9 protein-coding genes and 2 rRNA genes are annotated in these 16193 nt (G+C 63.5%); 2 read left to right on the plus strand and 9 right to left on the minus strand.

Going from position 1 to position 16193, the window contains the following annotated elements:
- Positions 1-41: 41 nt before the first annotated feature.
- From AC6JAM_RS00980 to AC6JAM_RS01000, 5 genes are all read right to left on the minus strand, one after another.
- Positions 42-3171: ribosomal RNA gene (locus tag AC6JAM_RS00980) — 23S ribosomal RNA — on the minus strand.
- 516 nt (positions 3172-3687) lie between these two features.
- Positions 3688-5210, minus strand: a 16S ribosomal RNA gene (locus tag AC6JAM_RS00985).
- Together the 16S and 23S rRNA genes form the textbook arrangement of a ribosomal RNA operon.
- 496 nt (positions 5211-5706) lie before the next feature.
- Entirely contained in the window at positions 5707-7020 is a 1314-nt protein-coding gene (gene tyrS, locus AC6JAM_RS00990; RefSeq protein WP_018771549.1) for a tyrosine--tRNA ligase, read from the minus strand.
- A gap of 34 nt (positions 7021-7054) precedes the next feature.
- Positions 7055-9283, minus strand: a complete 2229-nt coding sequence (locus AC6JAM_RS00995; RefSeq protein ID WP_497933806.1) for a HelD family protein — start codon at positions 9281-9283, stop codon at positions 7055-7057.
- 81 nt (positions 9284-9364) lie between these two features.
- Positions 9365-10024 (minus strand): DNA-3-methyladenine glycosylase, encoded by a 660-nt coding sequence (locus tag AC6JAM_RS01000; protein WP_497933808.1) that lies wholly within the window; start codon positions 10022-10024, stop codon positions 9365-9367.
- A 128-nt stretch (positions 10025-10152) separates the two neighbouring features.
- Between AC6JAM_RS01000 and AC6JAM_RS01005 the strand changes: the two genes are divergently transcribed.
- Both AC6JAM_RS01005 and AC6JAM_RS01010 read left to right on the plus strand, forming a co-directional pair.
- Positions 10153-11631 (plus strand): AlkA N-terminal domain-containing protein, encoded by a 1479-nt coding sequence (locus tag AC6JAM_RS01005; protein WP_134166024.1) that lies wholly within the window; start codon positions 10153-10155, stop codon positions 11629-11631.
- Positions 11628-12137: a methylated-DNA--[protein]-cysteine S-methyltransferase gene (locus AC6JAM_RS01010; protein WP_134166026.1), complete on the plus strand. Its 510-nt coding sequence runs from the start codon at positions 11628-11630 to the stop codon at positions 12135-12137. Before AC6JAM_RS01005 ends, AC6JAM_RS01010 begins: the two co-directional genes overlap by 4 nt.
- A 6-nt stretch (positions 12138-12143) precedes the next feature.
- Here AC6JAM_RS01010 and AC6JAM_RS01015 read toward each other — a convergent pair whose 3' ends face one another.
- The 4 genes from AC6JAM_RS01015 to AC6JAM_RS01030 all read right to left on the minus strand — a co-directional run bounded on the left by AC6JAM_RS01015 (position 12144) and on the right by AC6JAM_RS01030 (position 16177).
- Positions 12144-12881: a maleylpyruvate isomerase family mycothiol-dependent enzyme gene (locus AC6JAM_RS01015; protein WP_134166028.1), complete on the minus strand. Its 738-nt coding sequence runs from the start codon at positions 12879-12881 to the stop codon at positions 12144-12146.
- Between the two features lie 38 nt (positions 12882-12919).
- Positions 12920-13468, minus strand: a complete 549-nt coding sequence (locus tag AC6JAM_RS01020) for a pyridoxine/pyridoxamine 5'-phosphate oxidase (protein WP_134166030.1) — start codon at positions 13466-13468, stop codon at positions 12920-12922.
- Positions 13469-13538: 70 nt separating this feature from the next.
- Positions 13539-14966 (minus strand): argininosuccinate lyase, encoded by a 1428-nt coding sequence (argH, locus tag AC6JAM_RS01025; protein WP_134166032.1) that lies wholly within the window; start codon positions 14964-14966, stop codon positions 13539-13541.
- A gap of 5 nt (positions 14967-14971) precedes the next feature.
- Positions 14972-16177, minus strand: a complete 1206-nt coding sequence (locus AC6JAM_RS01030) for an argininosuccinate synthase (RefSeq protein ID WP_497933812.1) — start codon at positions 16175-16177, stop codon at positions 14972-14974.
- Between the last annotated feature and the right edge of the window lie 16 nt (positions 16178-16193).

Genomic DNA, 16193 nt, shown 5'->3' on the forward strand with positions numbered 1-16193 from the left:
GAACCACATAGTGGACGCAAGCAGAGTTTGTATGTATCTGTGTGGTGTAAGTTGTTGGCCTATTAGTACCGGTCAGCTTCACGAGTCGTTAGTCCTCGCTTCCACATCCGGCCTATCAACCCAGTGGTCTGGCTGGGGGCCTCTCACACCCGAGGGTGTATGGAAATCTCATCTCGAAGCGAGCTTCCCGCTTAGATGCTTTCAGCGGTTATCCCATCCGAACGTAGCTAATCAGCGGTGCACTTGGCAGTACAACTGACACACCAGAGGTTCGTCCGTCCCGGTCCTCTCGTACTAAGGACAGCCCTTCTCAAATTTCCTGCGCGCGCAGCGGATAGGGACCGAACTGTCTCACGACGTTCTAAACCCAGCTCGCGTACCGCTTTAATGGGCGAACAGCCCAACCCTTGGGACCTACTCCAGCCCCAGGATGCGACGAGCCGACATCGAGGTGCCAAACCATGCCGTCGATATGGACTCTTGGGCAAGATCAGCCTGTTATCCCCGAGGTACCTTTTATCCGTTGAGCGACGGCCATTCCACAATGTACCGCCGGATCACTAGTCCCGACTTTCGTCCCTGCTCGAGATGTCTCTCTCACAGTCAAGCTCCCTTGTGCACTTACACTCGACACCTGATTGCCAACCAGGCTGAGGGAACCTTTGGGCGCCTCCGTTACTTTTTAGGAGGCAACCGCCCCAGTTAAACTACCCATCAGGCACTGTCCCTGACCCGGATTACGGGCCGAAGTTAGATGTCCAAAGTGACCAGAGTGGTATTTCAACGATGACTCCACCCGAACTGGCGTCCGGGCTTCAACGTCTCCCACCTATCCTACACAAGCCACTCCGAACACCAATACCAAACTATAGTAAAGGTCTCGGGGTCTTTCCGTCCTGCTGCGCGTAACGAGCATCTTTACTCGTACTGCAATTTCGCCGAGTTTATGGTTGAGACAGCGGGGAAGTCGTTACTCCATTCGTGCAGGTCGGAACTTACCCGACAAGGAATTTCGCTACCTTAGGATGGTTATAGTTACCACCGCCGTTTACTGGGGCTTAAATTCTCAGCTTCGCCTTGCGGCTAACCGGTCCTCTTAACCTTCCAGCACCGGGCAGGAGTCAGTCCGTATACATCGTCTTGCGACTTCGCACGGACCTGTGTTTTTAGTAAACAGTCGCTTCCCCCTGGTCTCTGCGGCCCCGATCCCCTCCACACCGCAAAGGGTGTATCAAGGTTGGGGCCCCCCTTCTCCCGAAGTTACGGGGGCATTTTGCCGAGTTCCTTAACCATAATTCTCTCGATCGCCTTGGTATTCTCTACCTGATCACCTGTGTCGGTTTGGGGTACGGGCGGCTAAAACCTCGCGTCGATGCTTTTCTCGGCAGCATAGGATCACCAAATCCCCCCAAACGGGGGTCCCATCAGATCTCAGGCACCATGAGTGGCGGATTTGCCTACCACTCGCCCTACATCCTTAGACCGGGACAACCATCGCCCGGCTCGGCTACCTTCCTGCGTCACACCTGTTAATACGCTTGCCTCCCGGGATCAGGTCCTGCGCTCCACCAAAACCCTCACACCACAAGGGCGCTCGGGCAGGCTTCGGGCAGTTAGTATCCCCCGCTCAGCATGGGCGGTTTTTCGCCGGTACGGGAATATCAACCCGTTGTCCATCGACTACGCCTGTCGGCCTCGCCTTAGGTCCCGACTTACCCAGGGCAGATTAGCTTGACCCTGGAACCCTTGATCATTCGGCGGACGGGTTTCTCACCCGTCTTTCGCTACTCATGCCTGCATTCTCACTCGTGTAGGCTCCACCGCTGGTTTACACCGCGACTTCACCGCCCACACGACGCTCCCCTACCCATCCACACGCCTGAACCACAAGGGCTTAGCTAAAATGTGAATGCCACAACTTCGGCGGTGTACTTGAGCCCCGCTACATTGTCGGCGCGGAATCACTTGACCAGTGAGCTATTACGCACTCTTTTAAGGGTGGCTGCTTCTAAGCCAACCTCCTGGTTGTCTGGGCAACTCCACATCCTTTCCCACTTAGCACACGCTTAGGGGCCTTAGTTGGTGGTCTGGGCTGTTTCCCTCTCGACTATGAAGCTTATCCCCCACAGTCTCACTGCTGCGCTCTCACTTACCGGCATTCGGAGTTTGGCTGACGTCAGTAACCTTGTAGGGCCCATTAGCCATCCAGTAGCTCTACCTCCAGCAAGAAACACGCAACGCTGCACCTAAATGCATTTCGGGGAGAACCAGCTATCACGAAGTTTGATTGGCCTTTCACCCCTACCCACAGCTCATCCCCTCCATTTTCAACTGAAGTGGGTTCGGTCCTCCACGACGTCTTACCGTCGCTTCAACCTGGCCATGGGTAGATCACTTCGCTTCGGGTCTAGATCACGCCACTCACACGCCCTATTCAGACTCGCTTTCGCTACGGCTGCCCCACACGGGTTAACCTCGCGACGTAACACTAACTCGCAGGCTCATTCTTCAAAAGGCACGCCGTCACCAGAATCAGACTGGCTCCGACGGATTGTAAGCACACGGTTTCAGGTACTGTTTCACTCCCCTCCCGGGGTACTTTTCACCTTTCCCTCACGGTACTGGTCCGCTATCGGTCATTAGGGAGTATTTAGGCTTATCAGGTGGTCCTGACAGATTCGCACGGGATTTCTCGGGCCCCGTACTACTTGGGATACTCTCACAGGCGGTACAAACACATTACGGTTACGGGACTAACACCCTCTCTGGCCGGCCTTTCAAAACCGTTCACCTATGCGCGCACATCACACCCCACCAGCCCGGCAGAACTGGTATGGAAAGTCCCACAACCCCGACCATGCAACGCCCGCCGGCTATCACACATGGAACGGTTTAGCCTGATCCGCGTTCGCTCGCCACTACTAACGGAATCACTATTGTTTTCTCTTCCTGCGGGTACTGAGATGTTTCACTTCCCCGCGTTCCCCCCACGCACCCTATGTGTTCAGGTACGGGTCACCGAGTCACTCGCGCGCTCGGCGGGGTTTCCCCATTCGGACACCCTGGGATCACAGTCCGGTTATCGACTCCCCCAGGCTTATCGCAGATTCCTACGTCCTTCTTCGGCTCCTAATGCCAAGGCATCCACCGTGTGCTCTTAAAAACTTGACCACAAAGATCAAAAACATTTCTCGAGAGAACCACAGAAACCAACCACACCCCAACACCCAAAGGGCATCAACAGCGCAGCCAGATCCAGGTTCATTAATCTTGGAAATTGCTTCTTATACAAGATGCTCGCGTCCACTATGTAGTTCTCAAACAACAACCCCACACCACACACCCCACACACCCACAACAGGCGCACGGAACGTCACGGCAGGGAAACCAGAAACAAACAAACCCGACAAGGAACCACCACGACCAAAGCCGCAGCAACCCCTCCCCGGCCCTGTTGCCTCAGGACCCAACAGTGTGCCAAACACTAAACCACGCATCCCTGCGCCCACCGTTCCAGAACCATCACTGGCTCGTACTAGACAAGACAAAAAAACACGCAGCCGCTATTTGCTGATATTCCACCCATGAGCACCCGCCACGGAACAATCGTCCATGCTGCGGGCTTGCTTCCTGACAACCCCCCACACCGGCATTCACCAGCACAGAAGAGTTGGAGGTGCTCCTTAGAAAGGAGGTGATCCAGCCGCACCTTCCGGTACGGCTACCTTGTTACGACTTAGTCCCAATCGCCAGTCCCACCTTCGACAGCTCCCTCCCACAAGGGGTTAGGCCACCGGCTTCGGGTGTTACCAACTTTCGTGACTTGACGGGCGGTGTGTACAAGGCCCGGGAACGTATTCACCGCAGCGTTGCTGATCTGCGATTACTAGCGACTCCGACTTCATGGGGTCGAGTTGCAGACCCCAATCCGAACTGAGACCGGCTTTTTGGGATTAGCTCCACCTCACAGTATCGCAACCCTTTGTACCGGCCATTGTAGCATGCGTGAAGCCCAAGACATAAGGGGCATGATGATTTGACGTCGTCCCCACCTTCCTCCGAGTTGACCCCGGCAGTCTCCTATGAGTCCCCACCATCACGTGCTGGCAACATAGAACGAGGGTTGCGCTCGTTGCGGGACTTAACCCAACATCTCACGACACGAGCTGACGACAACCATGCACCACCTGTAAACCAGCCCCAAAGGGGAAACCACATTTCTGCAGCGGTCCGGTTCATGTCAAGCCTTGGTAAGGTTCTTCGCGTTGCATCGAATTAATCCGCATGCTCCGCCGCTTGTGCGGGCCCCCGTCAATTCCTTTGAGTTTTAGCCTTGCGGCCGTACTCCCCAGGCGGGGCACTTAATGCGTTAGCTACGGCGCGGAAAACGTGGAATGTCCCCCACACCTAGTGCCCAACGTTTACGGCATGGACTACCAGGGTATCTAATCCTGTTCGCTCCCCATGCTTTCGCTCCTCAGCGTCAGTTAATGCCCAGAGACCTGCCTTCGCCATCGGTGTTCCTCCTGATATCTGCGCATTTCACCGCTACACCAGGAATTCCAGTCTCCCCTACATCACTCTAGTCTGCCCGTACCCACCGCAGATCCGGAGTTGAGCCCCGGACTTTCACGGCAGACGCGACAAACCGCCTACGAGCTCTTTACGCCCAATAATTCCGGATAACGCTTGCGCCCTACGTATTACCGCGGCTGCTGGCACGTAGTTAGCCGGCGCTTCTTCTGCAGGTACCGTCACTTACGCTTCTTCCCTACTGAAAGAGGTTTACAACCCGAAGGCCGTCATCCCTCACGCGGCGTCGCTGCATCAGGCTTTCGCCCATTGTGCAATATTCCCCACTGCTGCCTCCCGTAGGAGTCTGGGCCGTGTCTCAGTCCCAGTGTGGCCGGTCACCCTCTCAGGCCGGCTACCCGTCGTCGCCTTGGTAGGCCATTACCCCACCAACAAGCTGATAGGCCGCGAGTCCATCCAAAACCACAAAAGCTTTCCACCAACCACCATGCGATGGAAGGTCATATCCGGTATTAGACCCAGTTTCCCAGGCTTATCCCAGAGTCAAGGGCAGGTTACTCACGTGTTACTCACCCGTTCGCCACTAATCCACCAGCAAGCTGGCATCATCGTTCGACTTGCATGTGTTAAGCACGCCGCCAGCGTTCATCCTGAGCCAGGATCAAACTCTCCGTTGAAGTAAAACAAAAACAGACACAACCACAACCACCGGAAATAACGGCAGAAACAGCTGCACAAAATTTGAAACCAGCCAAAAACACCATGCACACCACGGGGTGGCGGCACAGCACAATCAACCAATTACATACATAATCGGTATCAACAAACTTGGCACACTATTGAGTTCTCAAACAACAGACACATTCGAATATTCCCGGATACAATTCAAAAGAATTTCATTTCCGTATTTCTTCGCTGCGATGTTTCCATCTTATTTCATTCATATTCACTTTCGCAAATCCGGATTTTCTTCCGGAATTCACTCGGTGGAATGAATCCGCCCAGCACAACGGGAAGCAATTTCTCCAATTCCACGCGGTGCGCGGCAAGAATTGCTTCTCATGATTTGGGGGTTTGTCACCACTCAGCGGCGGCGACTCAGAAAACAATACACGCCCCCCAGCGGCCGTGCAAATCGGCCGCCGAAGGGCGTGCATACGGACCGTGAAGGTGCTAGGGAACCAGCACCTCAACAGTGGCCAGGTTCTTCTTGCCCCGGCGCAGGAGCAGGTACTGGCCGTGCAACAGTTCAGACTCGGAGATCACGGCCTCCGGATCGGACACCTTCTCGTTGTTCACGTAGGCACCTCCTTCACCAACGGTGCGCCGGGCGGCGGACTTGCTTTCCGATAGACCGGACGCCACCAGCAGGTCGACGATCCCCATCCCGTCCACCTGCACCGTGGCCGAAGGAAGTTCGGAGGTAGCCGCCTGGAGCGTTGCCTTGTCCAGTGCGGCCAGGTCGCCGTTGCCGAAAAGCGCCGCTGAAGCGGCGATGACTTTTTCGGTGGCGTCCACGCCGTGCACCAGCGAGGTCACTTCGAAGGCCAGCTTCCGCTGTCCTTCCCTGGCAAAGGGACGCTCGGCCACGGAAACCGCGATCTCTTCGATCTCGGCCCGGGTGAGGAACGTGAACACCTTGAGCCGGTCCACAACGTCGGCGTCGGCGGTGTTGAGCCAGAACTGGTAGAAGGCGTACGGGCTGCACATGCCCGCGTCCAGCCAGATGGCGTTGCCCTCGCTCTTGCCGAACTTGGTTCCGTCGGAGTTGGTGATGAGGGGAGTTCCCAGGGCGTGGACGCTCTTGCCCTCCACCTTGCGGATCAGGTCCGTACCGCTGGTGAGGTTGCCCCACTGGTCCGAACCACCGGTCTGCAGCACACAGCCGTAGTCGCGGTAGAGCTGCAGGTAGTCCATGCCCTGCAGGATCTGGTAGCTGAACTCGGTGTAGCTGATGCCCTCGTCGGAGTTCAGGCGGGATGCCACGGCGTCCTTGCGCAGCATCGTTCCAACCCTGAAGTGCTTGCCCACTTCACGCAGGAAGTCGATGGCGCTCAAGGGCGCCGTCCAGTCCAGGTTGTTTACGATCCTGGCAGCGTTGTCACCCTCGAAGCTGAGGAAGCGGCTGACCTGGGCCTGCAGGTAGCCCACCCACTCCGCCACCGTGTCCTTGGTGTTCAGGGTTCGTTCAGCGGTGGGGCGGGGATCGCCGATCATACCCGTGGAGCCGCCAACGAGTCCCAGTGGCTTGTGCCCGGCCAGCTGCAGCCGCCGCATGACCAGGAGCTGGACGAGGTTTCCCAGGTGCAGGCTCGGGGCGGTGGGGTCGAAGCCGCAATAGTATGTGACCGGCCCGTCGGCGAGGAGCTTCTCAAGCTCTGCTTCGTCGGTGGACACATGGACCAGCCCACGCCACTTCAGTTCCTGCCAAATGTTGGCGAAAGTGGGATCGTTGCGCTGCGGTTCGAGGTTGTTCAGTTCTGGCACGCTTCCTAAGTTAGCAGTAACGCCCGGCGCCGGGTCAGCCGGCAATCCCGGCAGGCACGGGTTGCGAGGCAATCAGCCGCAGGCGCTGTGTTGCACGTGTCATGGCTACGTACAGGTCCCCCACCTTGCCGTGCTCATGGTTGAGCATGACGGATGGTTCCAGGACCACCACGCCGTCGAACTCCAGGCCCTTGGCCTCGCGCGGGCTGATCACCACGATGTCCTGCTCGTAGCTGCCGGCGCCGGTGCCGATCCGTCGCCCATACACGTCACGCAGTGCTGCTGTGGCCTGGGGCAGGAGGTCACCATCGGCGATCACGGCGAGCAGGCCGCCGTCGAGCGCGTCAAGTTCTTCCGGGAGGACCTCCACGAGCCGGCCGACCACCGCGCCGTTCCCTACTTCGTCGATGATGGGCGCCCAGCGCCCCTCACGAACGGCCTTCGGCGCGGAAACCACCAGGCCCGCCGCGTTGGCCATCCTGACGGCGGCTTCGGCGATCTGCGAGGGCGTGCGGTAGTTGACGGTCAGCTCCTCCAGCTGCCAGCGGTCACCGAACAGCGGAGCAAGCGCCCCCTGCCACGAGTTGGCTCCGGCCACAGAGCTGGTCTGCGCGATGTCGCCCACGATGGTGAAGGACTTCAGCGGGCAGCGCCGGACCAGGAGCCGCCACTGCATGGGTGAGAGTTCCTGTGCCTCATCCACCACGATGTGCCCGAAGGCCCAGGTGCGGTCGCTCGTTGCGCGTTCGGCAGCGGTTTGCCGCCCTTCCTGTTCCTGGTTCTGCTCGGCCAGTTCCTCCGCGGACATCAGGGGGTCCACGCCGGCGGCCTGCATGTTGACCAGGGTCTGCTTGGCGTTGGCAAGGTCGCGGGCACGGTCATGCTCCTGCTGGGCCAGTCCGCGCCCGGCGGCCGGGTCCAGCTCGCCGAGCAGTTCGGCGGCCTCGTCCAGCAGCGGCACGTCCGATTCCGTCCACGGGGCATCCGCGGGACGCTGCAGCAGCGCCCGCTGGGCCGGGGTCAGGTTGGGGGTGCAGAATTCCAGCACCTCCGGCTTGCTGAACAGATCCGAGATCAGCTTCTCCGGCGTCATGGGCATCCAGCACAGGTTCAGCGCAATCCGCACATCGCGGGCCGTCCGGACATCTTCGGCAAGGTACGAGCGGTCCGCGTTGTTGCCGAGGTTGCCGGCTTCGACGAGCTCGGTCATCTGTTCGGTCAGCTCGCGCAGCAGGATTTTCACGAACGTCACGCGTGCCTCGTTGTACGGCTTTCCGGTGGCGCGGGCACGTTCCCTTGCACGCCGGACCTGCCGGGGTGTGAGGGTGAGCTTGCGGCCGTCCACTTCAAGGATCCGGTTCTGCGCGGGGACGCGCATGCGGTTGGACACGGCGTTGGCCACGATCGCGGCCATGTCCAGGCGGCCCTTCAGGGCTGCCGCGTCCGCATCTGTTTCGGGAACGGCATTGATGCCGGGCATCAGGCGGCCCACGCTGGCCATGACGACACCGGTTTCCCCGAGCGAGGGCAGCACCCGTTCGATGTACTTCATGAACGACGACGACGGCCCCACCAGGAGCACGCCGGCACTTTTGAGGCGGTCACGGTGGGTGTACAGCAGGTAGGCGGCCCGGTGCAGGGCCACGGCGGTTTTGCCGGTGCCCGGCCCGCCCTGGACCACGACGGCGCCGGAAATGGAGGACCGGATGATGCGGTCCTGTTCCGACTGGATGGTGCTGACGATGTCCGACATGCGGCCGGTCCGCTTGGAGTTCAGGGCCGCGAGCAGGGCCCCTTCGCCCTGCAGCGATTCGTCGTCGGTAAGCATCCCCGCGTCCAGGACGTCGTCCTCGATCGCCTTGACGTCCCGCCCCTGCAGGATCAGGTGCCGGCGGCGGCGGACGCCCTGCCGGTCGAAGGCCGTGGCCTGGTAGAAGTGCCCGGCCTCGGGCGCACGCCAGTCCACCATCAGCCGCTGCAGGTCCTCGGTGGTAAGCCCGATGCGGCCAATGTACTGGGCTTCACCGGAGTCCAGGTCCAGGCGGCCGAACACCAGCCGGTCATCGACGGCGTCCAGCTGGGCCAGGCGGTCCTCATACAGTGCAGCGAACGCATCACGTTCCGAAACGTTCTGCATGGTGCCCACGGCTCCGGCGCGCCGGACCTGCGCCAGCTGGCGGCGCTTTTCCTCCCGGAGTTCCTCCAGCCGGGCATACAGGCCGGCTACATACTCCCGTTCGTGGGCCAATTCGGCGTCGTGCATTAACGTTCCCCTATCGCGAAAGACAGACCGTCCATTCTACAACCATTTCCGTTAACGCTTGTGAAACGTTGCAGCCGGCAGTCAACGTGCCGGCTGCTTCCGGATCCGGGGCTTGGCAGCCTTGTATTTGGAGACGGTGGGGTCGCCGGTGAGCCAGAACCGCCAGGCGTATTCCGCCGATCCCCCGGCGCCGGCCACGCCCACCCGCGGGCCCGTACTTACCGGACCGCCGCTGCAGGAGGGAAGCTCCAGGCCGAAAGGTGGAGCCAGCGCGTCCCGGCCACTGTCCGCCGTCGTCAATCCAAGCGCTTTGGCCAGGCGGGCCGGACCGCTGGCCAGGTCGGCGGGCGTTCTCGACGTGGGACGGCGCCGTTGTGCCAGTTCAAGTCCGTCCACCACCTCCCCTGCCCGCAGCAGCAGGGCGGACGCAACGCCTGCCGGGCCGCAGACAATGTTGGTGCAGTGGTGCATGCCGTAGGTGAAGTAGACGTAGAGGTGCCCGGCGGGGCCGAACATTGGCGCATTGCGGGGTGTCGGGCCCCGGTAGGTATGCGAGCCCGGGTCCGGATGGAGCGAATCCTCGGGCCCAAGGTAGGCCTCCACCTCGGTGAGCCGGATGGACACCGCGCCGTCCCGGGACTGGTGCGTCAGTACGGCGCCAAGCAGCTGCGGGGCGAGCTCGCGGGCATCTCCGGACAGGAAACTCCGGAGCGTCCCGGCGTCCGGAGCACTTTCGTTCATTGCTCGACTTTACCCGGATGCCGCCCGTTTCATCCGCCCGGCAGCCGCCCCGGCGCCGGATTCCCGCCCTCCACGGCCATGTCCGATTTCCGCTAGTACCGGCCGGGGTGGGCTGGCAGGATGGAGGAATGGACTTCTGGCAGCGCTACCGGGCAATCGATGCCCGCGACCCCCGGTTCGACGGCCAGTTCTATACCGCCGTCCGCACAACCGGGATCTACTGCCGCCCCTCCTGCCCGGCCCGCACCCCCAAGGCGTCCAACGTGACGTTTTACGAGACGTCCGCCGCGGCACACGAGGCGGGCTACCGGGCCTGCAAGCGCTGCCTGCCGGAGGCGGTGCCGGGAACCCCTGCCTGGAACGTGCGGCAGGACGTTGCGGGCCGGGCCATGCGGCTGATCAACGACGGCGTGATCAACCGGGACGGGGTGGCAGGCCTTGCGTCCCGCCTGGGGTACTCGCCGCGCCAGCTTAACCGGATCCTGGGGCAGGAACTGGGTGCCGGTCCCCTGTCGCTGGCCCGCGCTGCGAGGGCGCAGACCGCACGTACGCTGCTGGTGTCCACCTCCATGAAGCTGGCCGACATCGCCTTCGCGGCCGGCTTCAGCAGCGTGCGGCAGTTCAACGAGACCATCGCCGAGGTGTTCGACATGACCCCCACCGCACTTCGCAGGACAGTCCGGCACCCGGCCCCCGGTGGCGGCACGACGGCGCTGACCCTTGGCCTGCCCTACCGTCCGCCGTTCGATCCAGGCATCTTCTCCTTCCTTGCGGTCCGTGCCATCCCCGGCATCGAGGAGGGCACGGCCACCTCCTACGCACGGACCCTGCGGCTCCCCCATGGCGATGCGCGCTTCCAGGTGGCGTACGACGGCGGCACGCGGGCACGGCAGCTCACCCTCACCGTGGGTGCGGTGGACCTGCGGGACCTTCCGGCACTGCTGAGCCGCGTGCGGAGGCTGTTCGACCTGGACGCAGACCCCGAAGCGATCGACGGTGCCCTCACGGCCGACCCCAGGCTTGCCGCCTCCGTTGCCGGCGCTCCCGGAATGAGGATGCCGGGGGCGCTGGACCCGCAGGAACTGCTGGTGCGGGCCATGGTGGGCCAGCAGATCACGGTGGCGGCGGCCCGGACCGCACTGACCCAACTGTCCGCCGCCGGCAGTCCCAGCAGCACGGCCGGCGACGGCCTGGACAGGCTCTTCCCGACGCCGGCCCAAATAGCCGCGGCGGGCCACCTGCTGCGCGGGCCCAGGAGACGGACCGAATCGCTCCTCCAGGCGGCCTCGGCCATGGCCGCCGGAGAACTGGAGTTCGGCTATGGGGACGACCTAACCGGCCTGGGCGCCAAACTGCTGCCCTTGCCGGGGGTGGGACCATGGACCGTGGGGTACGTGGCCATGCGGGTCCTGGGCGCCCCGGACGTCTTCCTCGCCAACGACGCCGCCGTTCGGAACGGAATCCGCGCCATCGATAATGGTGACAGCGCCCTGAGCCCGGACTTCCGGGAGACCAGCCCGTGGCGCTCCTACGCCACCATGCACCTGTGGCGCGCCGCAGCACGGCCCGCACCTACAACAACCGTTCCCGCGAAAGGGATGCCATGAAAGCGCAACTGATGCTACTGTCCACGCCTGACGGGCCCTTCACCATCCTTGCCCGGGACGGCGTGGTCCTCGCTTCGGGCTGGACGGCAGGCCTTGCAGAACTCACCGGACAGGTCCATCCCACGCTGCGGCCCGACGCCGTGGAAGAGGTGGCAAGCCTTGGCGGGATCTCGTCCGCCGTTGAAGCCTTCTACGACGGCGACCCCGCTCCCGCCATGGCAGTCCGGGTCCTGCAGCAGTCGGGCCCGTTCCGTGCCCACGCCTGGGACGTGCTGCGCCAGGTCAAACCCGGCTCACCCGTTACGTACACCGAGTATGCGGCCCTCGCGGGCAACCCGCGTGCGGTCAGGGCGGCGGCCAGCGCCTGTGCCTTCAATGCAGCGGCGTTGTTCGTTCCCTGCCACCGGGTGATCCGGACCGATGGCTCGCTGGGCGGCTTCCGCTGGGGCCTGCCCATCAAGGAAAGCCTGCTGGCCCGCGAGGCTGGCCAGGACTGCTTCAGGTGAGGACGACTACTTTGGGTCGGGCATCGCCGAAGGCCAGGGCAGCAGGGCGGGAAGGTCGGTGCCGTCCCCGGCGGCGGTGGCCCGCAGGCTGTCCAGCGACGGCTTGCGCCCAGCGAGCCAGGCGGCGATATCCGTGACCATGCCGCTGACGACGACGGTGCTGCCGCCGGCGCCAAGGGCCAGCGGCGGAAGTGCCACCGGCTGCAGGACAAGCCGGGTACCGGCCGGGACGCGGGCGGCCAGGAAGTCGAAGAGGTGGGAGCAGAATTCCCTGTTCCAGGTTTCGGGTCCCGTGCCGGCATCCAGGTCCGCGGTGTGGATGACGAGCTCGCGCCAGAGCGCCAGCCCCGCATCGAAGATGACGCCGTCGCGGAACGCGATGGGCGTCTGCCACTCATCCCCGTCCAGTGCGTCAAAAGCCGTCAGCGCGCGGCGCAGCGCAGCATCGACGTCCTCCCGGTGCTGCCCAAGGCTGTGCCCCGCGGCCAGATCGATGGCGCGGTTGCGGCCTTCCACGCCGCCGTCGTAAAGCTCCACCGTTTCACCGCGGCGGCCGTACTCCACCTGACGGGCCAGGGCGTCGCAGATTCCGGCGAGGTGGGCCAAAAGGTGCCCGCGGCTCCAGCCGGGAAGCGTGGACGGAGCACGTTCGCCGCCGTCGGGAATCCGGTCCAGCCCGGCAGTCAGCGCGGCGCCGGCCGTGTGCAGTTCGGCCAGGAGGCCGGCAGGAGAAGGAGAGGTCATGCGGCCAGCCTAGCCGAGCACCCAGGCGCGCCAGCTACTTATTCCAGCGGCGATCCGTCCGGCCCGACACGGTGCCGGACATGGTTGCCGTCGTTGCTGGCCTGCCAGAACTCGATCTCGACGGGCTGGAGGGCGTAGAGCTGCCACTGGGGATTGTCGCTTCCGTCGGCCCGGGGCCGCTCGTGCCAGTCCACCGCGGAAGCCTCGGCAGAAAGCTCGGCCACAGCGCCGGCCACCCGGACCTGGCGGCCCAGGCCCGGCCAGTAGAAGTTCATGGCGGCACGTGGTTCAGCGGCCAGCTCCCGGCCCTTGCGGGAGGTGCGTGACGTGGCGAAGTGCCAGCCGTCGTCGTCAATGTTCTTCAGGATCAGCATCCGCGAGGACGGCTGCTGCCCACCGCCGGATGCCTCGCCCACCGTGGCCAGGCTGAACGCGTGCGGCTGCTGCTCCCCCGCGTCCAGCGCCTCATCCAGCCACTGCTTGAACAGCAGCGCCGGGTCCTGCGGGGCGTTGTCCGGGTCGAAACCGGGCAGGCCGGAGGGGAAATCGGGAAGGGTGCGAAGGAACTTGCGGAAGGTTTCGCTCATGGCTCCACCCTAGCCACAATCAGCAAGGGGCCCCGCGGAAAAACCACGGCGCCCCTTGCAGATCCGGTATTTAGCCTGCGTACGCCCGGACGTCGGCGAGCTCGGCTTCCAGTGCGGCGAGCTGGCGTTCGACGGCGGCCGGCGCCGTTCCGCCCTGGGAGTTGCGGCTGTTCAGGGAGCCTTCCGTGGACAGGACCGTGCGGACCTCGGGGGTGAGATGCTCCGAGATGGCAGCGTACTCCCCGTCCGTAAGGTCCCACAGTTCCACACCACGGGATTCCGCCTGCTTGACCGCCGCGCCGGAGAGTTCGTGCGCCTCGCGGAACGGCACGCCCTGCCGGACCAGCCATTCGGCGATGTCCGTGGCCAGCGCGAAGCCCTGCGGGGCCAGCGACTGCATCCGTTCAGTGTTGAACTTGAGGGTGGCGATCATGCCGGAGACGGCCGGAAGCAGCAGCTCCAGGGTGTCGGCGGCGTCGAATACCGGTTCCTTGTCCTCCTGCAGGTCGCGGTTGTACGCAAGCGGAAGGCCCTTGAGCGTGGCCAGCAGCCCGGTGAGGTTGCCGATCAGGCGCCCTGCCTTGCCGCGGGCCAGCTCTGCCACATCCGGGTTCTTCTTCTGCGGCATGATCGAGGACCCCGTGGAGTACGAATCATGCAGCGTGACGAAGGAGAACTCCTTGGTGGCCCAGAAGATGACTTCCTCTGAGATCCGGGAGAGGTCCACGCCGATCATCGAGCAGACCCAGGCGAACTCGGCGAAGACGTCGCGGGACGCGGTGCCGTCGATCGAGTTATGCGTGGCGGAGTAGAAGCCCAGCTCAGCGGCCACTGCTTCCGGGTCGAGCCCCAGCGAGGAGCCGGCCAGGGCACCCGAACCGTACGGCGAGACGCCGGCCCGCTTGTCCCAGTCCTGCAGCCGCTGCACGTCGCGCAGCAGCGCCCAGGCGTGGGCCAGCAGGTGGTGGCTGAGCAGGACCGGCTGGGCGTGCTGCAGGTGGGTGCGGCCCGGCATGGCAACACCGTGGTGTGCCTTTGCCTGCTCCACCAGGGCATCCACCGTGGCAAGGACGCCGCGCGCGATGATCCTTGCGTGGTCGCGCAGGAACATCCGGCCCAGGGTGGCCACCTGGTCGTTGCGGGACCGGCCGGCGCGGAGCTTGCCGCCCAGCTGGGTTCCGGCCCTCTCGATCAGTCCGCGTTCCAGGGAACCATGCACGTCCTCGTCGGATTCCGCCGGCAGGTACGCCCCGGACGCCACGTCCTCGTCCAGCTGCGTGAGGGCGGCCAGCATGCCTTCGAGCTCGGCATCGTCCAGCAGTCCTGCTTTGTGCAGGACGCGGGCGTGCGCCTTGGAGCCGGCGATGTCGTAACGGGCCAGGCGCCAGTCGAAGTGCGTCGACTTGCTTAGCGCCGCGAGGGCGTCCGCGGGGCCACCGGCGAACCGGCCGCCCCACAGCGCGCCTGTATTGGTGGCTTCCAGTTTTTGCCCAGCCACAGGGGCTACTTCCCTGCGACCCGGATGTCGCGGCCGGAGGCAACCTTGGCGGACATGCCCCACAGCTCGATGAAGCCCTTGGCCTGGGACTGGTCGAAGGTGTCGCCGGTGTCGTAGGTGGCCAGCGAGAAGTCGTACAGCGAGGTGTCCGAGCGGCGGCCGTTGACGATGGCCTGGCCGCCGTGCAGGGTCATGCGGATGTCGCCGGAGACGTACTTCTGGGTGTCCTCGATGAAGGCGTCCAGGGAGCGCTTCAGCGGGGAGAACCACTGGCCGTCATAGACCAGCTCGGCCCAGCGCTGGCCAACGGTGGCCTTGAAGCGGGCCTGCTCGCGCTCCACGGTGATGTCCTCGAGGTGCTTGTGCGCGGTGATCAGGGCCATGGCACCGGGGGCTTCGTAGATTTCGCGGGACTTGATGCCCACCAGGCGGTCCTCGACGACGTCGATGCGGCCCACGCCCTGGGCGCCGGCGCGGCGGTTGAGTTCCTTGATGGCCTGCAGCGGAGTGACCTTGACGCCGTCCATCGCTACCGGGACGCCGGCTTCGAAGGAGATGATGACCTCATCCGGGGCCGGCGGGAACTCCGGGGTGGCGGTGTAGTCGTAGATGTCCTTGGTGGGGGCGTTCCAGATGTCCTCGAGGTAGCCGGTTTCCACGGCGCGTCCCCAGACGTTCTGGTCGATGGAGTACGGGTTCTTCTTGGTGGTCTCGATGGGCAGTCCCTTTTCCTCGGCGAAGGCGATGGCCTTGTCGCGGGTCAGGGCGAGGTCGCGGACCGGTGCGATGCACTTCAGGTCCGGGCCCAGGGTCTGGATGCCCACCTCGAAGCGGACCTGGTCGTTGCCCTTGCCGGTGCAGCCGTGGGCCACGGTGGTGGCGCCGAATTCGCGGGCTGCCTTCACCAGGTGCTTGACGATGACCGGGCGGGAGATGGCGGACACCAGCGGGTAGTGGCCCTGGTAGAGGGCGTTGGCCTTCAGGGTGGGCACGCAGTATTCGTTGGCGAACTCGTCCGATGCGTCGGCCACGTAGGCCTCGACGGCGCCACAGCCCAGGGCGCGCTGGCGGATGGTTTCCAGCGATTCGCCGCCCTGTCCGACGTCCACCGCCACGGCGATGACCTCGGCACCGGTGGCTTCACCGATCCAGCCGATGGCGACGGACGTGTCCAGGCCGCCGGAGTAGGCCAGCACAATGCGTTCAGTCACTTTAGATGCTCCTTGT

Source organism: Arthrobacter sp. GmRoot5-12 (assembly GCF_059739365.1).

Bases quoted from the DNA above. Each gene is read 5' to 3' on its own strand.
- AC6JAM_RS01010 (WP_134166026.1), top strand. From the start codon at position 11,628: ATGAAAGCGCAACTGATGCTACTGTCCACGCCTGACGGGCCCTTCACC.
- AC6JAM_RS01000 (WP_497933808.1), bottom strand. From the start codon at position 10,024: ATGAACGAAAGTGCTCCGGACGCCGGGACGCTCCGGAGTTTCCTGTCC.
- AC6JAM_RS00995 (WP_497933806.1), bottom strand. From the start codon at position 9,283: ATGCACGACGCCGAATTGGCCCACGAACGGGAGTATGTAGCCGGCCTG.
- AC6JAM_RS01020 (WP_134166030.1), bottom strand. From the start codon at position 13,468: ATGAGCGAAACCTTCCGCAAGTTCCTTCGCACCCTTCCCGATTTCCCC.
- AC6JAM_RS01005 (WP_134166024.1), top strand. From the start codon at position 10,153: ATGGACTTCTGGCAGCGCTACCGGGCAATCGATGCCCGCGACCCCCGG.
- AC6JAM_RS01015 (WP_134166028.1), bottom strand. From the start codon at position 12,881: ATGACCTCTCCTTCTCCTGCCGGCCTCCTGGCCGAACTGCACACGGCC.